The organism is Mycobacterium innocens (assembly GCF_900566055.1).
Classification (GTDB): Bacteria; Actinomycetota; Actinomycetes; order Mycobacteriales; family Mycobacteriaceae; genus Mycobacterium; species Mycobacterium innocens.
The window spans coordinates 1-23,511 of sequence record NZ_UPHQ01000100.1; the positions used below are offsets into that span (position 1 = coordinate 1).

At 65.7% G+C, this 23,511-nt stretch carries 16 protein-coding genes and 2 pseudogenes; 6 read left to right on the forward strand and 12 right to left on the reverse strand.

What is annotated here, in order from left to right; genetic code table 11:
- Positions 1-48: 48 nt before the first annotated feature.
- The 3 genes and pseudogenes from EET03_RS11110 to EET03_RS30780 all read right to left on the reverse strand — a co-directional run bounded on the left by EET03_RS11110 (position 49) and on the right by EET03_RS30780 (position 2,685).
- On the reverse strand, positions 49-432 hold the full coding sequence (locus tag EET03_RS11110; protein ID WP_082274869.1) for a hypothetical protein: 384 nt from the start codon (positions 430-432) through the stop codon (positions 49-51).
- Positions 433-556: 124 nt separating this feature from the next.
- Positions 557-1,143 (reverse strand): annotated as a pseudogene (locus tag EET03_RS11115) (PPE family protein); the annotation flags it as partial.
- A 669-nt stretch (positions 1,144-1,812) separates the two neighbouring features.
- The gene (locus EET03_RS30780; protein ID WP_075544675.1) at positions 1,813-2,685 is read right to left on the reverse strand and encodes a beta-xylosidase; all 873 of its coding nucleotides are present in this window, start codon (positions 2,683-2,685) and stop codon (positions 1,813-1,815) included.
- 414 nt (positions 2,686-3,099) lie between these two features.
- Between EET03_RS30780 and gap the strand changes: the two genes are divergently transcribed.
- From gap to tpiA, 3 genes are read left to right on the forward strand one after another with little or no spacing between them, the layout of a single operon-like run.
- Positions 3,100-4,119, forward strand: a complete 1,020-nt coding sequence (gap, locus tag EET03_RS11125; protein WP_063470184.1) for a type I glyceraldehyde-3-phosphate dehydrogenase — start codon at positions 3,100-3,102, stop codon at positions 4,117-4,119.
- Positions 4,120-4,131: 12 nt separating this feature from the next.
- Positions 4,132-5,382 (forward strand): phosphoglycerate kinase, encoded by a 1,251-nt coding sequence (locus EET03_RS11130; protein WP_075544676.1) that lies wholly within the window; start codon positions 4,132-4,134, stop codon positions 5,380-5,382.
- The gene (gene tpiA, locus EET03_RS11135; protein ID WP_063470182.1) at positions 5,379-6,164 is read left to right on the forward strand and encodes a triose-phosphate isomerase; all 786 of its coding nucleotides are present in this window, start codon (positions 5,379-5,381) and stop codon (positions 6,162-6,164) included. Before EET03_RS11130 ends, tpiA begins: the two co-directional genes overlap by 4 nt.
- Positions 6,165-6,190: 26 nt before the next feature.
- On the opposite strand, the pseudogene EET03_RS33005 reads toward tpiA, so the two are convergent.
- Both EET03_RS33005 and secG read right to left on the reverse strand, forming a co-directional pair.
- Positions 6,191-7,362: pseudogene (locus tag EET03_RS33005) on the reverse strand (PPE family protein).
- 147 nt (positions 7,363-7,509) lie between these two features.
- A complete protein-coding gene (gene secG, locus EET03_RS11145; protein WP_075544684.1) occupies positions 7,510-7,743 on the reverse strand; it encodes a preprotein translocase subunit SecG in 234 nt (77 codons plus the stop codon).
- A 69-nt stretch (positions 7,744-7,812) separates the two neighbouring features.
- Here secG and ppc point away from each other — a divergent pair, with 69 nt between their 5' ends.
- Positions 7,813-10,632 (forward strand): phosphoenolpyruvate carboxylase, encoded by a 2,820-nt coding sequence (ppc, locus tag EET03_RS11150; protein WP_099194123.1) that lies wholly within the window; start codon positions 7,813-7,815, stop codon positions 10,630-10,632.
- Positions 10,633-10,696: 64 nt separating this feature from the next.
- Here the strand turns inward: ppc and EET03_RS11160 are convergent, their stop codons facing one another.
- The 6 genes from EET03_RS11160 to tkt form a co-directional block, all read right to left on the reverse strand.
- Complete coding sequence (locus EET03_RS11160) at positions 10,697-11,095, reverse strand: hypothetical protein (RefSeq protein ID WP_063470174.1); 399 nt, start codon at positions 11,093-11,095, stop codon at positions 10,697-10,699.
- A gap of 49 nt (positions 11,096-11,144) precedes the next feature.
- The gene (pgl, locus tag EET03_RS11165; protein WP_075544678.1) at positions 11,145-11,885 is read right to left on the reverse strand and encodes a 6-phosphogluconolactonase; all 741 of its coding nucleotides are present in this window, start codon (positions 11,883-11,885) and stop codon (positions 11,145-11,147) included.
- The gene (gene opcA / locus EET03_RS11170; RefSeq protein WP_075544679.1) at positions 11,882-12,793 is read right to left on the reverse strand and encodes a glucose-6-phosphate dehydrogenase assembly protein OpcA; all 912 of its coding nucleotides are present in this window, start codon (positions 12,791-12,793) and stop codon (positions 11,882-11,884) included. Before opcA ends, pgl begins: the two co-directional genes overlap by 4 nt.
- Before the next feature lie 102 nt (positions 12,794-12,895).
- Positions 12,896-14,446 carry a glucose-6-phosphate dehydrogenase gene (zwf, locus tag EET03_RS11175; RefSeq protein WP_075544680.1) on the reverse strand — a complete coding sequence of 517 codons (1,551 nt, stop codon included), beginning with the start codon at positions 14,444-14,446 and terminating at the stop codon, positions 12,896-12,898.
- Positions 14,443-15,561: a transaldolase gene (gene tal / locus EET03_RS11180; protein ID WP_075544681.1), complete on the reverse strand. Its 1,119-nt coding sequence runs from the start codon at positions 15,559-15,561 to the stop codon at positions 14,443-14,445. Before tal ends, zwf begins: the two co-directional genes overlap by 4 nt.
- A 14-nt stretch (positions 15,562-15,575) precedes the next feature.
- A complete protein-coding gene (gene tkt / locus EET03_RS11185; RefSeq protein ID WP_075544682.1) occupies positions 15,576-17,666 on the reverse strand; it encodes a transketolase in 2,091 nt (696 codons plus the stop codon).
- Between the two features lie 293 nt (positions 17,667-17,959).
- Between tkt and EET03_RS11190 the strand changes: the two genes are divergently transcribed.
- Together EET03_RS11190 and otsB are read left to right on the forward strand one after the other, a co-directional pair.
- Positions 17,960-18,943 (forward strand): heme o synthase, encoded by a 984-nt coding sequence (locus tag EET03_RS11190; protein WP_099194124.1) that lies wholly within the window; start codon positions 17,960-17,962, stop codon positions 18,941-18,943.
- Positions 18,944-19,121: 178 nt separating this feature from the next.
- The gene (gene otsB / locus EET03_RS11195; RefSeq protein WP_075544683.1) at positions 19,122-22,835 is read left to right on the forward strand and encodes a trehalose-phosphatase; all 3,714 of its coding nucleotides are present in this window, start codon (positions 19,122-19,124) and stop codon (positions 22,833-22,835) included.
- 331 nt (positions 22,836-23,166) lie between these two features.
- Here otsB and EET03_RS30785 read toward each other — a convergent pair.
- Positions 23,167-23,511: hypothetical protein (locus tag EET03_RS30785; protein WP_208649038.1), on the reverse strand; the 345-nt coding region annotated here is incomplete at its 5' end.

A 23,511-nucleotide genomic window follows, 5' to 3' on the forward strand; every position in this document is an offset into this window, starting at 1 on the left:
CCCCATCACCCCATCACCCCATCACCCCAGCTCCTTGATCAGCAGCTATCACTGACGCCGGTACCGCCGGCGCCGCCGCCGTAGCGAATTGTGCTTGTGGCTGAACCGCTGGTGCACCGCCAACGGCCCTAACGCACCAACGGCGACATCGGCCACGGGAGTAGCAGTCACCGCGCCCAGGTTCGCGCCCGCAGAAGCCGACACTGCACCAGCAGCCGACAACGCCACGCTGTCAGTCAACGGAGTTGCCATAGCTCCGACAGCGCCAAGACCCGCACCACCCCCAAGAATCCATTCGATCACCGCATCGACAACCAACAAAGGATCGATCACGAATTGCCACGCCGGCACCACGACGAAGTGATACCAGAGGAAGCCGTAATACCACAGCATGAAAAAGCCGGCGGCAAAGTGCAGGGTCAAGAAGTCCAAAAGAGCCTCAAGGGGGTCCTAAGGCCAATCGTAGGCAGGGTGAGGATGCCGATTACTACTTCAAGTGCATTGAGATACTCGACTAAAATCAAGGTGAGTAACTCAATCTCAATAATTGTTCGATTGGCGTCTCGGTGACGGCCTGGGCGAGGCTGGCCGCGATGTTGGCGTCGGGTTTGGTAATGATCGGTGCCGGGGTGGTGTGTGGTGCGGCGGCGAGCGTGGCAGTAGCAACCGCGTCGTACACACCCATGGTGGTGGCGGCTTGGATCCACATCCGTGCGTAGTCGGCTTCGGTGAGTGCGATGGGGATGGTATTGATACCGAAGAAGTTCGTGGCCACCAGCACTGCGTGGGTGGCATGGTTAGCCGCCAACTCGCTCAACGTCGGCATCGCCGCCACCGCACAGACCTAGTCTGTTGCCAAATTCTGCTGGGCCGCAGCGATTTCTGCGCTGGCGGCGCTGGCGGCTGCCAACCGCGCCAGATAGGGGGCGTAGGCCGCCACGCAGAATTCTGCGCTGGGACCGTCCCAGGTGCCGGCTTGGACCCCGCCAGTACACCGATCAGTTCTTCGGCCACCGACGCGTACTCGGAGCTCAGTGATGTCCAGGCTTGCGCCCCGGCCAGCAACGAGCCCGGTCCTGGCCCCGCGTTGAGTAGTGCCGAATGCACCTCCGGTGGCGCGGCCATCCATATCGGCGCCGTTATTTTAGGCTACCTGCGCGCGCATTTGCTACATCGCGGCAACCGGTGAATCTCACCGCGGTACCCGGCAATACCTGATCGCCTGTTGCGGACGGCGCCGTGATATTCATTGGTGTCGCGGCGACATGCGCGGTACTCCGGCCAATAGTCAACGTGTTCGCGGCCGCGTCGGCGGTCATCAGCCCCGCAGGAAACATTCGTTGCGTCAACGCTTATCCTTCGGTTTATTCGCATTACGCCGCCGTGCCACGCTGCCATTGCGCGGTGCGTCCTTCGATTGAAACGAGGTTCCATTAAAACCAATGCCGCGCTATGCCGACAACATCTCGCCAATTCATTTTCATGTTCAGGCCATTAATTAACGCAAACTATGAACCGCATTTTCCTGGTCGCCTGGAGCTTCCCTGCGGTGATGCCGGGTTACAACGGGGTTGCCGCATGGCGGGCAATCACGTCGCCGGGTCGGCTCGACGTGGCCAGAGGGCGCTAGGTCCAATCGAATTGCTCAGGTGCGCTTGAACTTCCAAGCTTGACGGCACACTTACCCGCACCGCGTCGGGCCTGGGCCAAGACCGCCGACGAGATACCGGCCAGCAGCGGCAGCTACTGCATTCGCTGGTGGTACCCGGTGGGTCGGGACAAACTCGAAGAGTTGACCGAAAGAGCCGAATCTCAGCCCGCGCCCGCACCCGAAGGACCCGGCGCAACGGGCTGACCGGGTACGGGCCCACCGGCCGGTGCGGGACCAGTCGGCGCACCCTTGCCGGTCCCAGACATGTCAATGATCGGAGCCCCAGCCAGCGCCGGCGCATCCAGCGGAGCACCAGCCGCTACCGGTCCGAGTGCGATCAACGGAACACCAGCTGGCATCGGCGCAACGACGGGGGCGCCGGCAGGCACCGGAACAGCGGCGGGTACCGGAACAGCGGCGGGTACCGGAACAGCGGCGGGTACCGGAACAGCGGCGGGTACCGGAACAGCGGCGGGTACCGGAACAGCGGCGGGCACCGGGGACACGGCGGGTACCGGGGCGGCGGCGGGCACCGGTACTGGGGCCGCGGCGGGCACCGGGGCGACCGCTGGCGCCGGCGGTCCCAGCGCAATCAGCGGAGCACCGGCCGGCACCGCCGGAACCGGTCCGGGGACAACCAGCGGAACACCAGACATGTCAGTGAGCGCAGCGCTAGCCGCGCATATCTCGGCGCTGGGGGCTGGTCCGCCCCCGGCTGTCGGTGCGCCCCCGGCTGTCGGTGCGCCCCCGGCTGCCGGTGCGCCCCCGGCTGCTGTTCCGCCGGCCGTTGCGGGTCCGCCCCCGGCTGCTGCGCCGCCGGCCGCGGCCGGTGCGCCCGGCGCGCAGCATCCACCGGCTGCGGCCGCTCCACCGGCTCCACCGGCCGCCGCACCCTCGCCCGCCATCCCCTGGACGCACCCGTAGCCGCCGGTCTTCAGCGGGGCGGCAGCTACATCCGGGCTCAACGCTATGGCGGCCCCGCACAAGCCAGCGCACGCAACCACTTTCAAGTTGAACCGATCGAAGACCGTCATCACGCCGACTCCTCTTTATTGGCACCCAGCATTTCGGCAATCAAACGTGCAGCAGCACCGCCTAGCCCTACTGCACTCGTGTCTAGCCGACCGGCACAATTTTCGGCAGCCGACGTGAAACACGAGGCGCGCCGCACCGCGTCGTTTCCAAATGGTGACGTTCGCCATCACTTTTCCTTGCAAAGAAGGGCGGCGGGGGCAGCGGTGCGCCTTCGAACAGGTCCATCGGTGCTCTCACCCACCTCTGTCGCAACCCGCGCTCGACCCGCGCCCGGCTTTTCGCCGCCGCAGAGGTCCAGCACTCTTACCGGCGGGGCGTCGGTGCCTGTCACTGATCTAGGCTGACGGCAAGGCGCTCGTAGGCGGACTCATAAGTGGACTCATTAGTGGACAGCGAAAGGCAGGGAGAGGCAAGTGACGGTCCGGGTAGGCATCAACGGCTTTGGTCGCATCGGCCGCAACTTTTACCGGGCCTTATTGGCTCAACAGGAGCAGGGCACCGCTGATATGGAGGTGGTGGCCGTCAACGACATCACCGACAACCACACGCTGGCTCACCTGCTGAAATTTGACTCGATCCTGGGCCGGCTGCCCCAGGACGTCAGCCTCGAGGGCGAGGACACGATCGTGGTCGGCAGCACCAAGATCAAGGCGCTGGCCGTCCGGGAAGGGCCGGCCGCATTGCCATGGGGCGACCTCGGCGTCGATGTGGTCGTCGAATCCACCGGCCTGTTCACCAACGCCGCCAAAGCCAAGGGCCATCTCGACGCCGGTGCCAAGAAGGTCGTCATCTCGGCGCCCGCGACCGACCCGGACCTCACCATCGTGTTGGGTGTCAACGACGACAAGTACGACGGCAGCCAGAACATCATCTCCAACGCCTCGTGCACGACGAACTGCCTCGCACCGCTGGCCAAAGTGCTGAACGACGAGTTCGGCATCGTCAGAGGCCTGATGACGACCATCCACGCCTATACCCAGGATCAGAACCTGCAGGACGGCCCGCACAAGGACCTGCGGCGCGCCCGCGCCGCCGCGCTGAATATCGTCCCCACCTCGACCGGAGCCGCCAAGGCCATCGGTTTGGTGATGCCCGAACTCAAGGGCAAGCTCGACGGCTACGCGCTGCGGGTGCCGATTCCCACCGGTTCGGTCACCGACCTGACCGCCGATTTGGCCAAGACGGCCACTGCCGAAGAGATCAACGCCGCATACAAGGCGGCCGCCGAGGGCAGGCTCAAGGGAATTTTGAAGTATTACGACGCGCCGATCGTCTCGAGCGACATCGTCACCGACCCGCACAGCTCGATCTTCGACTCCGGGTTGACCAAGGTGATCGAAGGTCAGGCCAAGGTCGTGTCGTGGTACGACAACGAGTGGGGTTACTCCAACCGCCTCATCGACCTGGTCGCCCTGGTCGGCAAGTCCCTGTAAACTCGGGCAGCCGTGACTATCCATTCCCTCGAAGACCTTCTCGCCGAAGGCGTTTCGGGTCGCGGCGTACTGGTGCGCTCCGATCTGAACGTTCCGCTCGACGAGGACGGCGTGATCACCGACCCGGGCCGCATCACTGCGTCGGTACCGACATTGCAGGCACTGCTCGATGCCGGCGCCAAGGTGGTGGTCACCGCGCACCTGGGTCGCCCCAAGGCCGGCCCCGACCCAAAGCTGTCGCTGGCGCCGGTGGCCGCGGCCCTGGGTGAGCAGCTGGGTCGGCACGTTCAGCTGGCCGGTGATGTCGCCGGTGCCGACGCGCTGGCCCGCGCCGAAGGGCTGACGGCCGGCGACGTCCTGCTGCTGGAGAACATCCGCTTCGACAAGCGCGAGACCGCCAAGGACGACGGTGAGCGCCTCGCCCTGGCTCGACAGCTTGCCGAATTGGTATCTCCGGGAGGTGCTTTCGTCTCCGACGGGTTCGGCGTGGTGCACCGCAAACAGGCCTCGGTGTACGACGTGGCGACGTTGCTGCCGCACTATGCCGGCGAGCTGGTCGCCGAGGAGATCCGGGTACTCGAGCAATTGACCGGCTCCAACGAGCGGCCCTACGCGGTGGTGCTGGGCGGATCGAAGGTGTCGGACAAACTCGGTGTGATCGAGTCGCTGGCCACCAAGGCTGACAGCATCGTTATCGGCGGCGGAATGTGTTTCACTTTCCTTGCCGCGCAAGGCTATTCGGTTGGCACGTCGCTGCTGGAAGGCGAGATGATCGACACCTGTCGCAGGCTGCTCGACACCTACCACGACGTACTGCGGCTGCCCGTCGACATCGTGGTGACCGAGAAGTTCGCCGCCGATTCCCCGCCCCGAACCGTCGCCGCCGACGCTATCCCGCACGACCTGATGGGCCTGGACATCGGCCCGGGATCGGTCAAACGTTTCGCCACGCTGTTGTCCAACGCCAAGACCATTTTCTGGAACGGGCCCATGGGCGTGTTCGAATTCCCCGGGTATGCGGCGGGCACCAGAGGCGTCGCCGAGGCGATCGCCGCCGCGACGGGTAGAGGAGCTTTCAGCGTGGTCGGCGGCGGCGACTCGGCGGCCGCGGTGCGTGCGCTCGGCATAGCCGAAAGCGACTTTTCGCACATCTCCACCGGCGGCGGCGCGTCGCTGGAATACCTTGAGGGCAAAGCACTTCCCGGCATCGAGGTGCTTGGTGAGGCCCAACCCGGTCAAAACAAGAGAGGCGGACAGTCGTGAGCCGCAAGCCGTTGATCGCCGGCAACTGGAAGATGAACCTCAATCACTTCGAGGCGATCGCGCTGGTGCAAAAGGTCGCGTTCGCGTTGCCGGACAAGTATTACGACAAGGTGGACGTCACGGTGATCCCGCCGTTCACCGACCTGCGCAGCGTGCAGACGCTGGTTGACGGCGACAAGCTGCGGTTGACCTATGGTGCCCAGGACTTGTCACAACACGACTCCGGCGCCTACACCGGTGACATCAGCGGGGCGTTCCTGGCGAAATTGGGTTGCAGCTACGTCATCGTCGGACACTCCGAGCGGCGCACCTATCACAACGAGGACGATGCCCTGGTGGCCGCCAAGGCCGCCGCCGCGCTCAAGCACGAGCTCACGCCGATCGTCTGCATCGGCGAACACCTCGACGTGCGGGAAGCGGCAAACCACGTGGCATACAACGTCGAACAGCTACGCGGTTCGCTGGCCGGGCTGTCGGCCGAGCAGATCGGCTCCGTCGTCATCGCCTATGAGCCGGTCTGGGCGATCGGCACCGGGCGGGTGGCCAGCGCCGCCGACGCCCAAGAGGTCTGCGCGGCGATCCGAAAGGAGTTGGCGTCGCTGGCATCAGCGAAGATCGCCGAGACGGTGCGGGTGCTCTACGGTGGCTCGATGAACGCGAAGAACGTCGCCGACCTGGTCGCCCAGGACGACATCGACGGCGGCCTGGTCGGCGGCGCGTCGCTGGACGGGGAGCAGTTCGCGACGCTGGCGGCCATCGCCGCCGGGGGACCGCTCCCGTAGCGGCCGCACGGCAAGCGACGCTCGCGCTACCCTCCGGAGAGGGGGCGCGTCATCACTCGAGGTGTCAAACCGTACCGGGGCACCACCCCGCCGCGCCGCGTTCCCGCGGGCGCTATCCCCGGCATCCCCGGCATCCCGGCCCCTCCGGCGTCGCCGGCTGGCAGCGTTGTCAGGGGCGTACCTTGAAACGTCTTCACGGTGGTGACTGCCGGTGCGGTCCAGGTGGGCGGCACTGACATTTGCCCGATCGAACCGGCGCCGCGGAAAGCCGCAGACACCTCGCCAATTCCCGGTCCGCCCTTGGCCACCGCATCGGCTACGTTCTTGACCGAATTGACCAGCGGGGCAAGCTCACTGGGGACAACCTCGGCTGCCGGTGCCGCGAGGTTGGGCAGGATTCCCAGATTCTTCTCGGCCCCGATGATCCCGGTGCCCAGCGAGCTGATGTTGTTGATCGAGCTGACGGTTGCGTACCAGGCCATGACGGCGTCGAGGAACGTGAAGTCGTCCGCGACTATGGACGGGAAAGGAATGGCGTTGATCAGTTCACCCGCCTCGAGAAAGAACGGCGTCAGCTCGGGCGCGATCGGCAGCAGGGCGATCCCGATCTGTTCCAACAGATTCCCCAGCCAGTTACCGCCGTCGGCGGCGGCCCCGGCCGTGGCTTGAGCCACCGCGGCGGTCTGCGCGGGTAGACCGGCGGGGTCCGTGGTCTGCTGCGGGGAAGCAAATGGCGTCAGCTTCGTCGCGGCCGCCGAAGTGACGGCATAATCCTGCATCACGCTGCATCTCGGCGTAGGCCAGCTCCAGTGCGGCGATCGCCGAAGTGTTATGACCGAAGAAGTTCGTCGCTATCAGCAGGAGCAGCTGCTCGCGGTTGGCGATGACGATCGACGGGGGCACCGTCATGGCAAACGCCTCATCAAATGCGCTCGCCGCGGTCGCGGCCTGCCTGGCGGTTTGCCCTGTCTGGATCGCAGTTGCCTCCAGCCAAAAGAGGTGGCTGCTGCCGCCATCGCCGCGGACGACGGCCTACCCAATGCCAGGTGATGAGGTCCGAGACCACCGATCGGTACGTCTGGGCGCTGGCCTGCAATTCAGCAGACAACTGCTGCCAGCTCGCCGCCGCGGCTTGCAGCGAGCCTGAGGTCAGAATTCCCGGCGCGCTCGCCGCGCGCGAGCTGTCGATGCGCCGAATCCGTGCCCCAAGCCCCGACGCATAGGTGAACCGCACCAGCTCAGACGGCGGCGCGGGCTACGAGGATGGGGACGAACACAAGGGCGAAAGCTACCATGACGACCGGCCCGGCATCGGCGTCGTAGCGTTGGGCTGCGCGGGCTGGCGTCAGCGGTACTTGATCAGCAAACCCACGCCGATGATGCACACCACCCAGATCCCGGTGATGAACAGCGTCAACCGGTCCAGGTTCTTTTCGACAACGGTCGACCCGGACAGGCTGGACTGCACACCGCCGCCGAACAGGGTCGACAGGCCACCGCCTTTCGCGCGGTGCAGCAGCACCAGCAACACCACCAGCACGCTGGTGACCACCAAGGTGATCTGCAGGGCCAACTCCATGACCGGCAGCCTACCGAATGGCCGGCGGATAGCGGGCGCCGGGCGGGCCGGTCGCTGATACTGGGACACATGGGTGACGCTGCCGACCTGGGTTCCGATGCCGCGCTGGAACCGATTGGCGATGTCCACCGGACCCGGCTGGGGCGCGAGGCGACCGAGCCGATGCGCGCCGACATCAGGTTGTTGGGCTCTATCCTGGGCGACACCGTGCGCGAACAGAACGGCGACGAAATCTTCGAACTCGTCGAGCGAGCACGGGTGGAAGCCTTCCGGGTGCGCCGTTCCGAGATCGACCGAGCCGAGATGGCGCGGATGTTCGACGGCATCGACATTCACCGGGCACTCCCGGTCATTCGGGCCTTCAGCCATTTCGCGTTGCTGGCCAACGTCGCCGAAGACATCCACCGGGAACGCCGCCGCGCCAGTCACATCGCCGCCGGGGAGCCGCCGCAAGACAGCAGCCTGGCCGCCACGTACCTGAAACTAGAAGCAGCCGAGCTGGATTCGGTCACCGTTGCCGATGCATTGAAGGGCGCGCTGGTCTCCCCGGTCATCACCGCCCATCCGACCGAGATCCGCCGGCGCACCATCTTCGTCACCCAGCACCGGATCACCGAGTTGATGCGGCTCCATGCCGAGGGCCACACCGAGACCGACGACGGCCGCAGCATCGAATTGGAGTTGCGTCGCCAAGTCCTCACCTTGTGGCAGACCGCGCTGATCCGGCTGTCGCGACTGCAGATCAGCGACGAGATCGCCGTCGGACTGCGGCTATACCGGTCGGCGTTCTTCAAGGTCGTCCCGCAGGTCAATGCCGAGGTGCGGGGGGCATTGCGCGACCGGTGGCCCGACGCCGACCTGTTGTCGGAGCCCATTCTGAAACCGGGATCCTGGATCGGCGGCGACCGTGACGGCAACCCCAACGTGACCGCCGAGGTAGTGCGGCTGGCCACCGGCAGCGCCGCCTACACCGCGCTGTCGCACTACCTGGCCGAGCTCGACCAGCTCGAGCAGGAGCTGTCGATGTCGTCGCGGCTGCTCACCGTCACGCCCGAGCTGACCGCGCTGGCCGAAGGCTGCCGCGACAAGGCTCGCGACGACGAACCGTACCGGCGGGCGCTGCGGGTGATCCGCGCCCGGCTCAGCGCCACCGGCGCCGAAATCCTGGACCAGCAACCGCAGCACCAGCTGGACCTGGGATCGCCGCCGTACGCCACGCCGGGCGAGCTGCGGGCCGACCTCGACGTCATCGATGCATCGCTGCGCACCCACGGCAGCGCGCTGTTGGCCGGCGACCGGCTGGCCTTGTTGCGAGAAGCCGTGCACGTCTTCGGTTTTCACCTGTGCGGCCTGGACCTGCGGCAAAATTCCGACGTGCACGAGGAAGTCGTCGGCGAGCTGCTGGCGTGGGCCGGGGTGCATCCGGACTACGGCTCGCTGCCCGAAGACGAGCGGGTTGCGCTGCTGGTAGGCGAGCTCAGCACCCGGCGACCGCTGATCGGCGGCCGGGCAAAATTATCCGATCTGGCGCGTGGCGAGCTGGACATCATCGGGGCCGCCGCCCACGCGGTTCGGACCTACGGTCCCGACGCGGTGCCCAATTACGTCATTTCGATGTGCCGGTCAGTGTCGGACATGTTGGAGGCGGCGATCCTGTTGAAAGAGGCCGGCTTGCTGGACGCCTCCGGGCCGCAACCGTACTGCCCGGTGGGCATCTCGCCGCTGTTCGAGACGATCGACGACCTGCGCAACGGCGCGACGATTCTGCAAGCGACGCTGGACCTTCCGCTGTACCGGCGCCTGGTCACGGCCCGAGGTGACATGCAGGAGGTGATGCTCGGCTACTCCGACTCGAACAAGGACGGCGGGTACCTGGCCGCCAACTGGGCGGTGTACCGCGCTGAGCTGGCCCTGGTCGAAACGGCCCGCAAGTCGGGAATTCGATTGCGGCTCTTCCACGGTCGCGGCGGCACGGTCGGCCGCGGCGGCGGCCCGAGTTATCAAGCCATCCTGGCGCAGCCGCCGGGCGCAGTCAGCGGCTCGTTGCGTCTTACCGAGCAGGGCGAGGTGATTGCCGCCAAATACGCCGAGCCGCAGATGGCGCGGCGCAACCTGGAGAGCCTGTTGGCCGCAACCCTGGAATCGACGCTGCTGGATGTCGAGGGTCTGGGCGACACGGCGGCGCCGGCCTACGGGGTGCTCGAAGAGGTCGCCGCCCTGTCGCAGCGTGCGTATGCCGAATTGGTCCACGAGACACCGGGTTTCGTCGAATATTTCATGGCGTCCACACCGGTCAGCGAGATCGGGTCGCTGAACATCGGCAGTCGCCCGACGTCCCGCAAGCCCACCTCGTCGATCGCGGACCTGCGCGCCATTCCATGGGTGCTGGCGTGGAGCCAGTCGCGGGTGATGCTTCCCGGATGGTACGGCGCCGGCACGGCGTTCGAGCAATGGATCGCGGCGGGCCCGGAAGGCGAGGCCGAGCGGCTGGACGTTCTGCACGATCTCTACCAGCGGTGGCCGTTTTTCCGCAGCGTGCTGTCCAACATGGCGCAGGTGCTGGCCAAGAGCGATCTAGGCCTGGCCGCCCACTACGCCGAACTCGTGGCCGATGAAGCATTGCGGCGCCGGGTTTTCGACAAGATTGTCGACGAACATCACCGCACCATCACCATGTACAAACGCATCACCGGCCACGACGATCTGCTCGCCGACAACCCGGCCCTGGCGCGTTCGGTGTTCAACCGCTTTCCGTACCTGGAGCCGTTGAATCACCTTCAGGTGGAGTTATTGCGTCGCTACCGCTCGGGCGAAGACGACGAATTGGTGCAGCGCGGCATCCTGCTGACGATGAACGGGCTGGCCAGCGCGCTGCGAAACAGTGGCTAGCAGCGGGCGTCGCGGTGTGATTGCCGGCTGCGGCCCGACGCCGTCACCGCTGCCGAGCCAGCGCTCAGCGGACCGCGCGGTTACGTAGCCGGTCCAGCACGCCGCGGACAGCGTGCTCGGTGACCGACAGTGGCGACATCACGGTCTCGCCCAGACTCACGATGTAGTCGATCCGGTCGACGATGGCTTCCACCGGCTCGACCAGCATGATAAGCCGCTTGGCCAGATCGTCCAGGCTGGATAATGTGCCCTCCAGGTGGTCCAGGCCACCCTCCAGCCGCTCCACCGTGGTGTTGAGAGCCGACAGTGAACTGTTCAGCTCCTTCATCGTCTTGTCCAGTCCCTCGAGGACGTCCTCGACCTGCTCCACCGTCTTGTCGGCGTTCAGCGCCGCCTGGGTGAGGGTCTTGATCCGGCTGCGCTCCGGCCCGCTGCGCACGCTTCTGTCTGCCATGACGGTCATTATTGCGCCATTTGGAGCCGACGCGGCTCCGAGTCTGCCGACCGCGTTGTCAACCGAGCTTGGCCGCGGCCTCCTCATCGAGTAGCCACAGTGTGTTCTCCCGCCCGACTGCCCCGGCCGCCGGCACGGTAACCGGGTCCGCGCCGCCGATGGCAGCGGCCACCGCGTCGGCCTTGGCCCGGCCGGAAACGATCAGCCACACTTCGCGGGAACGTTGTATCGCCGGTAGCGTCAAGGTGAGTCGTTGAGGCGGGGGTTTGGGCGAGTCGTCGACGGGGACCACCAGACGAGTGGTCTCACGCACGGCCGCAGTGTGCGGGAACAACGAGTTGACGTGGCCTTCGGACCCCATTCCCAACAGATGGACGTCGAAATTCGGTGCCCGCTCACCGAGTGCGGCATTGGCTGCCAGCACCTGTTCGTAGGCCAGTGCCGCGGCGTCCAGGTCGGTGCCGAACTCACCGTCACTGGCGGCCATCGGGTGCACCTGGCTCGGTGGGATGTCGATGTGATCGAGCAACGCGGCACGCGCCTGCTTGTCGTTGCGCTCGTCGTCGTCTTCGGAGACGTAGCGCTCGTCGCCCCAGAACAGATGAATCTTGGACCAGTCGATCCGCGGCCCGGACGCACCGAGATAGCGCAGCAACGCGATGCCGTTCCCGCCGCCGGTCAGCACGATCAGTGCTTGCCCCCTGGCCGCCACCGCGCTGTCGATGGCCCGGATCAGTCGTTGGCCGGCGGCCTCGACCAGAATCTCGCTGTCAGGAAAGGTCTGGACGTCCAGATTCATACGTACTGCACCTTCTTGATGCCTTCCAACGCGGCGAAGTAGATTTCGTCGGGGTCCAGCCGTCGCAGATCTTCGGCCAGGCATTCCCCGGTTACCCTGCGCGCCAACGGAACCCGGGCATCGGGCCGGGCCGTCCGGCTCAGGGTGGCGGTGGTCCCTTCCTGCGGTCGGCTCAACAGGATGGTCTCGCTCTTGCGCACCAGCTCGACTTGGAGTTTGCCGATCGCACGGCGCACCGGACCGTCGATCCGGCTGGCCAGCCAGCCCGCCAGGATGTCGAGCGCCGGCTCGGTCTTCAAGCCCGACACGAGCGCCGACTCGATCGGTTCGTGCGGCGGCTGGTCGACGGCAGAGGTCAGCAATGCCCGCCAATAGGTGATGCGGCTCCAGGCCAAATCGGTGTCGCCGGCGGTGTATCCGGGTAGCCGGCTCTTGATCGCCGACAGCGGGTCGACGCCATTGGTGGCATCCATGATGCGCCGAATCGCCAACTTGCCCAGGGGATCCTGGACAGGTACCGCCGGAGCGATGTCGGGCCACCAGACCACTACCGGGATGTCGGGCAGCAGGAACGGGATGACGACGCTGTGGGCGTGGCCGGAGAGGGGCCCGGACAGTCGCAGCACCACGACCTCCCCGGCGCCGGCGTCGGCGCCCACCCGCAGTTGCGAGTCCAGGCGCGGTTTCTCGGCGTACGGGTCACCTCGCATCACCACGATGATCCGGCTGGGATGTTCATGGCTGGCGGAGTTGGCGGCTTCGATGGATTCTTCGAACATCGTCTCGCTGTCCGGGGCGATGATCAGCGTCAGGACCCGGCCCATCGTGACAGCGCCGATTCTTGCGCGCAGCTCGTCGAGCTTCTTATTGACTGCGGTGGTGGTGGTTTCGGGCAGATCGACGATCATGGGCGTCGCTCCTTTTCATCGCTTCGCTTTGCATCGTCGCCGGCGGGGATCATTTGCGCCGCTCCTCCTCATCGCTTCGCTCTGCATCGTCGCCGGCGCGGATCACGGGCGCCGCCACTCACGGCCGGTGCGGTGCAGCATCTGGAAGGCCGAATCCGGGCCCCACGTGCCGGCTTCGTAGGGGTCGGGCTTGCCGTGCGCCGCCCAGTAATCCAGGACGGGATCCAGTATTTCCCAAGCCAATTCGACCTCCGCATTGACCGGAAACAGCGACGGTTCGCCGAGCAGCACGTCGAGGATGAGCCGCTCGTAGGCCTCCGGCGAGTCTTCGGCGAACGCCGAGCCGTAGGAGAAGTCCATGTTGACGTCGCGGACTTCCATCGCACTGCCCGGGACTTTGGATCCGAACCGCAGGGTCATCCCTTCGTCCGGTTGCACCCGGATGACCAAAGCGTTGGCTCCGAGCTCGTCGGTCATGGTGGCGTCGAACGGCAGATGCGGCGCCCGCTTGAAGACCAACGCGATCTCAGTCACCCTGCGGCCCAGCCGTTTTCCGGTGCGTAGATAGAACGGCACACCGGCCCAGCGGCGGGTGTCGACCTCCAGAGTGATCGCGGCGAACGTCTCGGTGGTGGAGTCCTCGGCGAAACCTTCTTCGTCGAGCAGACCCACCACTTTTTCGCCGCCCTGCCAGCCGGCCGTGTATTGCCCACGGCTGCTCGTCTCGTCGAGCGGCTCGGCGAGCCGAGTCGCCGAGAGCACCTTGATTTTTTCCGCCTGCAACGCAGACGGTTTGAAGCTGACCGGCTCTTCCATCGCGGTTAGCGCCAGCAGCTGCATCAGGTGGTTCTGGATGACGTCACGGGCCGCACCGATACCGTCGTAGTAGCCGGCCCGACCACCCAGGCCGATGTCTTCGGCCATGGTGATCTGCACATGGTCGACATAGTGCGCATTCCAGATCGGGTCCCAGAATTGATTGGCGAACCGCAGCGCCAGAATGTTCTGCACCGTCTCTTTGCCCAGGTAGTGGTCGATGCGGAAGACCGATTCCTCCGGAAAGACCGCGTTGACCGCCCGGTTCAGCTCACGCGCACTGTCCAGGTCGTGGCCGAACGGTTTCTCGATGACGACCCGGCTCCAGCGGTCGCTCTGCGGACGGGCCAGTCCCGACTTGTGCAGCTGCTCGGAGACCACCGGGAATGCCTTGGGCGGGATGGCCAGGTAGAAGGCGTGATTGCCGCCGGTGCCGCGCTCGGCGTCGAGCTTCTCCAGCGTCTCGGCGAGCCGCGCGAAAGCCTGCTCGTCGTCGAAAGAGCCTGGCACGAAACGGAATCCCTCGGCCAGCCGGTCCCAGTTCTCCTGGCGGAACGGGGTCCGGCAATGTTCTTTGACCGCCTGGTAGACCACCTGGCCGAAATCCTGAGTGTCCCAGTCTCGGCGGGCGAATCCCACCAGGGCGAACGTGGGCGGTAGTAGCCCGCGGTTGGCCAGGTCGTAGATGGCCGGCATCACCTTCTTGCGGGCCAGGTCGCCGGTGACGCCGAAAATCACCATGCCGCACGAACCGGCGATTCTGGGCAGCCGCTTGTCCAGCTTGTCGCGCAGCGGGTTGTGCCACTGTGTGGCGGCGGAGTTGCGAGCTGCGCTCATTTGGTGACGGAGTCGAGCTGCGCCTGAGTCTCTTTGAGCAGCTCCGTCCACGCCGCCTCGAACTTCGCCACGCCTTCGTTCTCCAGCACGACGAACACATCGTCGAGGTCTATGCCGACCGCCTGAAGTTTGTCGAATACCTGCTGGGCGTCGGATGCGGTGCCGCTGACGGTATCTCCTTTGATCACGCCATGATCGGCGACGGCGTCCAGCGTCGGTTCCGGCATGGTGTTCACCGTGTCGGGAGCCGCCAACTCGGTGACATAGAGAGTGTCGGCGTAGTCGGGGTTCTTGACGCCGGTCGAAGCCCACAGGGGTCGTTGTACGCGGGCGCCGTCTGCCTTGAGGGCTCGGAAACGGTCGCCGCCCCCGAAGACTTCCTGGTAGGCGGCATAGGCGAGGCGGGCATTGGCCACCGCGGCCTGCCCGCGCAATGCCAGCGCGTCCTGCGATCCGAGCTTTTCCAGCCGTTTGTCGATCTCGGTGTCCACCCGGGACACGAAAAACGATGCCACCGAATGGATCTTGGATAGGTCCTGGCCGCCTTCCCGTGCCTTCTCGATTCCGGCCAGGAAGGCGTCCATGACCGCACGGTAGCGTTCGACGGAGAAGATCAACGTGACGTTGACCGAAATCCCCTCGGCCAGAACCGCGGTGATGGCGGGCAGGCCGGCCTTGGTGGCCGGAATCTTGATGAACAAGTTCGGCCGGTCGACGATCTTCCACAGCTCGACGGCCTGCTGGATCGTCTTGTCGGTGTCGTGCGCCAGCCGCGGGTCGACCTCGATCGATACCCGGCCGTCCAGTCCGTCGGAAGCCTCCCACACCGCGGTGAACACGTCGCAAGCGCGGCGCACGTCGTCGGTGGTTGCGGTGCGCACCGTGGCGTCCACGTCGGCTCCGCGCTCGGCCAGCTCGGCGATCTGGCCGTTGTAGGCATCGCCTTCGGCCAGCGCCTTCTGGAAGATGGACGGATTGGTGGTCACGCCGACGACACACTTGGTGTCGATCAGCTCCGCCAGATTGCCCGAATTCAATCGGTCGCGGGACAGATCGTCCAGCCACACGGATACGCCCACAGCGCTGAGCGCGGCGAGGTTGGGGTTCTGACTCATGGAAACGCCCTTTCTCAGTTGTCGAGTGCTCGTTCCGCGGCGGCGGCAACCGCTTGCGCGGTAAAGCCGAATTCCCGGAACAACGTCTTGTAGTCGGCGGATTCGCCGTAGTGCTCGATCGAGATGATCTCGCCGGTATCCCCGACCAGTTTGTGCCAGCACTGCGCGACACCGGCCTCGACGGCGACCCTGGCCGACACCGACGGCGGCAGCACGCCGTCGCGGTAGTCCGATGGCTGGGATTCGAACCACTCCACGCAGGGCATCGACACCACTCGCGCGATGATGTCCTTGTCCGCCAACAACTTCTGCGCCTCGACCGCGAGCTGCAGTTCCGAGCCGGTGGCGATGATCACCACGTCAGGCTCGTTGTCGCTGTCGTCACCAAGCACATACCCGCCACGGGCGACGCCCTCGGCGCTGGTGCCCTCGAGCACCGGTAGGCCCTGCCGGGTCAAAATCAACCCAACTGGACCGCTGCCGTTGCCGCGGGCCAGGATCGTGCGCCAGGCATATGCGGTCTCGTTGGCGTCGCCCGGGCGTACCACCGAGAGCTGGGGAATCGCCCGCAGCGCCGCAAGGTGCTCGATCGGCTGGTGGGTCGGCCCATCCTCGCCCAGCCCGATCGAGTCGTGCGTCCAGACGTAGATGGTGTCGATATCCATCAGAGCAGCCAGCCGCACCGCCGGGCGCATGTAATCGGAGAACTGTAAGAACGTGCCCCCGTAGGCGCGGGTGGGGCCGTGCAGCACGATGCCGGACAGGATGGCGCCCATCGCATGTTCGCGGACCCCGAAGTGCAGGGTGCGGCCGTACCAGTGTGCCGTGTAATCCTTGGTCGAAATCGACGGTGGCCCAAAGCTATCCGCGCCCTTCATGGTGGTGTTGTTGCTGCCCGCCAGGTCCGCGGACCCACCCCACAACTCCGGCAGCTTCGGTCCCAGCGCAGACAGCACCTCGCCGGAGGCCGCGCGGGTGGCCAGCGCTTTGGACCCGGGTTCCCAACGCGGCAGGTCGTCGTCCCAGCCGTCGGGCAACTGCTCGGCGGTCAACCTATCCAGGAGTGCCTTGCGTTCCGGTTCGCGCTGTGCCCAAGCGTCGAACTCGACCTGCCAGCGGTCGTGGGCTTCTTTGCCGCGAGCCACCAGACCGCGGGTGTGGGTGAGGACGTCCTCGCGAACCTCGAATGTCTTGTCGGGATCAAATCCCAGCACCTTCTTGACCGCGGCCACCTCGTCGTCGCCGAGGGCCGCGCCGTGCGCCTTTCCGGTGTTCATCAGATTCGGCGCCGGGTAGCCGATGATGGTCCGCAGCGAGATGAACGACGGCCGGTCGGTGACGGCCTTCGCGTTGGCGATGGCCTCCTCGATCCCGACGACGTTCTCGCCGCCCTCCACCTCCTGCACGTGCCAGCCGTAGGCGCGGTAGCGGGCGGCGGTGTCCTCGCACAGCGCGATGTCGGTGTCGTCCTCGATCGAGATCTGGTTGTGGTCGTAGAACACGATCAGGTTGCCCAGCTGCTGGACGGCGGCCAGCGACGACGCTTCGGAGCTCACCCCTTCCTCGATGTCCCCGTCGGAGGCGATCACGTAGATGTGGTGGTCGAAGGGGCTGGTGCCCGGCTCGGCGTCCGGGTCGAACAGACCCCGTTCGTAGCGCGACGCCATGGCCATCCCGACCGCCGACGCCAGCCCCTGACCCAGCGGGCCGGTGGTGATCTCCACACCTCGGGTGTGCCGGAATTCCGGGTGTCCGGGAGTCTTGGAACCCCAGGTGCGCAGCGACTCGATGTCGGATAGTTCGAGGCCGAAGCCGCCGAGGTAGAGCTGGATGTAGAGGGTCAGGCTGCTGTGCCCGCACGACAACACGAACCGGTCGCGACCCAGCCAGGTGGTGTCGCTCGGGTCGTGGCGCATCGTGCGCTGAAATAGGGTGTAGGCCAGCGGAGCCAGGCTCATGGCCGTTCCGGGGTGACCGTTGCCGACCTTTTGGACGGCGTCGGCGGCAAGCACCCGGATGGTGTCGACCGCAGCCGAATCGATCTCGGTCCAGTCGTCGGGGTGGCGCGGTTGGGTCAGCGTCGAGATCTCTTCGAGTGTGGTCACAGATTCGGTCCTCAGTTCAGTCCGCAGTCCAGGGTCATCAAACTGATCAATCCCACCCTAGTGCGGGATGGCCGGCGGTTGCAGGCCCCAAATTGGAGTAACCATCGCGGCATGTAGGAAAGCGTCCGACAGCACTGTGAAAATAGCCTGTCGGCTGCGTACGCTGTGCAATCAGTACCGCGAGGCCGGAAAAATTGCTGTGAATCGACCCTGCGGCGCTGCTGCCGCGGCCACGCCGTCTACCATCGTGCGTAGTAGAAGCTGTGCGCGGCCGTTCCCCGAGGAGTTATTTCGTGAGCGTTCGTGGCCGCGTCGCGACGGGCCGCATACCTGGCATACCTGGCATTGCCAGGCGGCACTACGCGCCGGGCATTGCGACGGCGAAGAAGAGCCGCGCTCTCGCAACGGCGCTGGCCTACCTGGCGTTGACCAAGCCGCGGGTCATCGAGCTGCTGCTAGTCACCGCGATACCGGCGATGCTGCTTGCCGATCGCGGCAGCGTCCATCCGCTGGTCATCCTCAACACGCTGATCGGCGGGATGATGGCCGCCGGTGGCGCGAACACCCTCAACTGCGTGGCCGACGCCGACATCGACAAGGTGATGAAGCGGACGGCGCGCCGGCCGCTCGCGCGTGCCGCGGTGCCGACCAGAAGCGCGCTGGCCTTCGGTTTGGCGCTGACAGTGGTCTCGGTTCTCTGGCTGTGGTGGACGACGAACTTGCTGTCGGGGCTGCTGGCCCTGGCGACGGTGGCGTTCTACGTGTTCGTCTACACGTTGCTGCTCAAGCGCCGCACCTCCCAGAACGTGGTGTGGGGCGGGGCGGCCGGCTGCATGCCGGTGATGATCGGGTGGTCGGCGGTCACCGGCACGCTGGCGTGGCCGGCCCTGGCGATGTTCGCGATCGTCTTCTTCTGGACGCCGCCGCACACCTGGGCCTTGGCGATGCGGTACAAGGAGGACTACCAAGAGGCCGGCGTGCCGATGCTGCCCGCGGTGGCGACCGAACGTCAGGTCACCAGGCAGATCCTGATCTATACCTGGCTGACCGTGTTGGCGACGCTGGCGCTGACGCCGGCGACCGGGTGGCTGTACGCCGCGGTGGCCGTGGTGGCGGGTGCGTGGTTCCTGGCGATGGCCCATCAGTTGGACGCGGGTGTCCGCGCCGGTGAGCCGGTCAAACCGCTGCGCTTGTTTCTGCAGTCGAACAACTACCTGGCGTTGGTCTTCTGCGCACTGGCGGTCGACTCGGCGTTGGGCCTGCCTACTCTGCTCTAGTTTTCAAGCGGCGCTAGTTTCCGAGCGGCGTGCCGCCATGGCCTAGCTGCCTTCGCTCGACGGGACCTTTGTCACTAATCGGCTGCCGAAATGCTCGGATCACCCGAAAAAGGTTCTCGCCGTTGCACATGCGCGCGACCATTGGACGTTGAGTACCCGCGCCTAGGGGGATTCCCGCATGAAGTCGTTCACGATCGATCCGCGTCGGCATGACGGGGTGATCTTCGTTCTGGACACTCCTGCCGTGCCGACGCGGCCAGAGCCCGACGACTCGGTGATGGAGTCGACCCTCGCCCTTGCCCATAGGCTCCGCCAGGCCGGTTTGGTCACCGCCCTCTACTCGCCGGCCGGCCACAGCATCCGAGTTCTGGAGGCGGCGGGGATCGCCGAACCGTTCACCGCCCGGGTCGAGCGAGCCCCCGCGGGGGCACCGGAACTTCCCACCAAGCGCTACTGCATCGGCCTGTTAGCGGCCGCCGTCAAGCTGGGAGTGGCCGCGGAGCGGTCGGCGGTGATCGCGGGTGATAGCGGCGGGGTGGCGGCGGCCCGTGAGAGCGGCTTCGCCTACGTCGTCGGTCTCGACCAGGATGGGCATCCCGACGAGCTACTGCGCTGCGGCGCCGACGTCGTCGTCGCCAATCTCTCCGACGTCATGGTCCGCACCGGCGACGAATGCATGTCGCGGCGCCCCAACGCGCTGGATTCCTACGGTCAGGTGATCGGGATGGTCTCCGGCCGACAGCCGTTCGTCTGTGTGAACTACGACAGCACGCTGTCGGAGATCGTGCCGGACCCCGAGCTCGCCACGCTGGTCGACGGCGCGGCCGAGGCGCTGGCGGATTTGGCGATGCAGTGCCCGGTCGCGATGTTGTCCGGCCGGGATCTGGCGGATATTCGCAACCGGGTAGGGCTGCCGGGCATCTGGTACGCCGGCAGCCACGGCTTTGACCTGATGGCACCCGACGGCACTCGGTATCAGCATGACGCGGCGGCCGCCGCGGTCCCCGTGCTGGCAAGCGCGGCAACCACACTTCACGACGAACTGGGTTCGACATCGGGCGCGCACGTCGAACACACCCGGTTCGTCGTCCGCGTGCACTATGGCAAGGTCGCGCACGAGCAGGTGCCCAAGGTGATCGCGGCAGCGCACCGGCAGAGCCGACGACACGGCCTTCGGCTGACTACCGGCCGCGGGGTTGTCGAACTGCGCCCGGATGTCGACTGGGACAAGGGCGCCGCAGTTGCCTGGATCCGCGATCACATCCTCGGATCGGGGTTCGAATCGGGGGCGCAACCGGGCCGGGTGCTGCCGATCTACATCGGTGGCGATCTCACTGACGAGGACGCCTTCGACGCGGTGCGATTCAGCGGTATCGGGGTGGTGGTCCGGCACGACGAGGACGGTGACCGCCCGACCGCTGCCAGCTTCACGCTGACCGGCCCCACGGAAGCTCGTGACTTCGTCCGGCGTGGCGCCAGGTGGCTGGCTTATGACCGGGAAACGCGCGCTCGCGGTTGGACTTTCACCTGGGAGGGTTACGATCCGCCCAACGAAAAGCTGCGTGAAGCGCTGTGCACGGTGGGCAACGGTTATTTCGCTACTCGAGGGGCAGCTCCGGAATCGAAGGCCGGTCAAGTCCATTATCCGGGAACCTATGCCGCCGGGGTCTACAACCGGCTCGATGATCTGGTCGCCGGTACTAGGACTGCGCACGAAAGCCTGGTGAATCTGCCCAACTGGCTTCCGCTGACCTTCCGCATCGACGACGGTGACTGGTTGGACCTTGACACGGTGACGTTGCTGTCCTACCGCCAGATTCTCGACCTGCGTGGTGCGGTGCTCACTCGGGAGCTGACCTACCGCGACGACGCCGGCCGCACCACCTCGATAACGCAGCACCGGTTCGTGGCGATGAACCAGGCGCACGTGGCGGCGCTGCAAACCACCATTTTGGCCCAGGACTGGGAGGGGACAATCGAGATCCGGTCAACCCTGGACGGCGGCGTCCGCAACTCCGGGGTGGAGCGTTACCGGGACTTGGCCAGCAATCACCTACAGGGACTGGAAAAGGTTGCACTGTCCGAGAATTCGGTGCTGATGGCCGTCGAGACCACCCAGTCGAAGATCCCGGTCGCGCTGGCCGCGCGGACCAGCGTGTGGCACGGCGATGCGCCGGCGCCCGCGACGTATCGACTGCTCGACGAGGAATTCGAAATCGGCCACCAGATTTTCACCGACCTGAAACCGGGTCAGCCGCTGACCGTGGAGAAGATCGTCACCCTGGTGACCGGACGTGACATTGCCACGTCACACCCGTCGACCGGAGCCGGGCGCAGGCTCGCCCGCCAAGGACGGTTCGGCGAGATCTGTGCTGCCCATCGGCTCGCCTGGGCACACTTGTGGGAGCGGTTGTCGATCGAGTTCAGCAACCACACCGAAGAATTGCGAGTCTTGCGGCTGCATCTGCTTCATCTGCTGCAGACGGTGTCCTACAACAGCGAGGAACTCGATGTCGGAGTCCCGGCCCGCGGGCTGCATGGCGAGGCATACCGCGGCCATATCTTCTGGGACGAGCTGTTCATCTTTCCGGTGCTGAACCTGCGAGTTCCCACGGTCACCCGGTCGTTGCTGCGGTACCGGCATCGGCGCCTGGTGGAGGCTCGCCGCGCGGCCAAGCTGGCCGGTTACCGCGGCGCCATGTACCCATGGCAGTCCGGCAGCGACGGGCGCGAGGAAAGCCCGGAGCAGCACCTGAATCCGCGATCCGGGCGGTGGCGACCCGATGCCAGCCACCGCGCGCACCACATCGGCATCGCCGTCGCCTACAACGTATGGAACTTCTACCAGGTCACCGGTGATTTGGCGTACATGATCGACTACGGCACCGAGATGATGGCCGAGATCGCCCGGTTCTGGGTGAGCCGGGCCAGCTACGACCGGGACCGCGACCGCTACACCATCAACGGGGTCATCGGGCCCGACGAATTCCACTCCGGCTACCCGGACCGGCCGTACGACGGCGTGGACAACAACGCTTACACCAACGTGATGGCGGTCTGGGTGATCCTGCGGGCGATCGACGCGCTGCAGCTGATGCCGTTGCCCAACCGGCTGGACCTGTGCGAAGAGCTGGGCTTGACCGACGAGGAGCTCGCCCACTGGGACCACGTCAGCCGGCGCATGTTCGTTCCGTTCCACGATGGTGTGATCAGCCAGTTCGAAGGATACGAGCAATTGCTGGAACTGGATTGGGACGCTTACCGGCGGCGATACCGCAATATTCAGCGGCTCGACCGCATCCTGGAAGCCGAGGACGACGACGTCAACCGATACCGGGCGTCCAAGCAGGCCGACGTGCTGATGCTGCTCTACCTGCTGTCGGCCGACGAATTGCGGGAGCTGTTGGACCGGCTCGACTACCACTTGGATCCGCGCCGGATTCCGGAGATGGTCGACTATTACGTGGCGCGTACGTCACATGGGTCGACGCTAAGTGCGGTCGTCCATGGCTGGGTGCTGGCCCGGGCGAACCGGGATCGGGCGCTGGAATTTTTCCAGCAAGTGCTCAAGTCCGATATCGCCGACATCCAGGGTGGCACCACTTCGGAAGGCGTCCACCTGGCCGCCATGGCCGGCAGTGTCGATTTCGTGCAACGGTGCTTCACTGGCCTCGAGATTCGTGGAGATCGCATCGTGCTGTCCCCGCTGTGGCCGGAATACCTTGGTGCGCTTGGCTTTCCGATTCATTACCGCGGCAACCACCTGCACCTGCGGGTCAGCGGCAAGGGCGCGGAGATCAGTGTCGAACCGCGTGATGTGCCGCCGGTACAAATCGAATGCCGCGGACGAGTGGAACTCCTGGTACCGGGCAGCGTCGTCCGTTTCACCTAGGGATGATGTTGATCTAGTCAGCCCGGCAATCGCATCGTGCACATTGGCCTCTGGCCGGATGCACATTTGCCCGCCTCTCAGCGACAAGCCAAGGCGTGCAACGAATTTGTCGCTACCAGATGGGCAAGGTGAGGCACTGTGGATTCTCGGAGACTGATGTGGCTGATCGGAAAATCGCAGTTGCGTCCAACAATTCGGGCCAATAGATCAGCACCGTCGCAGGACTGCGGTTCGCGCGGAGCCAGACAATTTTCAAGCGTGGTGGGTGCGCACAGCGGGTGAGGCCTGCAGCGGACGCAGACTGACGGGTGGTGCTGCGGTCCGCGCGCGCCTACTCCGGGGGCAGTTTGTCGAAGGTTTTTTGCGCTTCCTTGCGCCACACCTCGTGTTCGTCGTTGAGGTATTTGGCGACCTCCTCACGTACCCCGGTGGCGCGTTGGCGCACCAGGGCGGCCATAGCTGCCTTGCGTGTGCCGGGCTCGGGCAGTTGGCTGACCGCTAGCGGGAGTTTCCGGCCTTCGTTGATCGACGGCCTGATTTGCCCTGGTGGGGTTGTGTTTTTGGGCAGGGCTGGTGTATTACCCAACTCGCGGTGTTGGGCGCTGTTGGTCAGCGGGTGGGTGCGTATTGGTGGATTGCGAACAGGTCGGCGAGTCGCTGTTGGGTCGGGCTCATG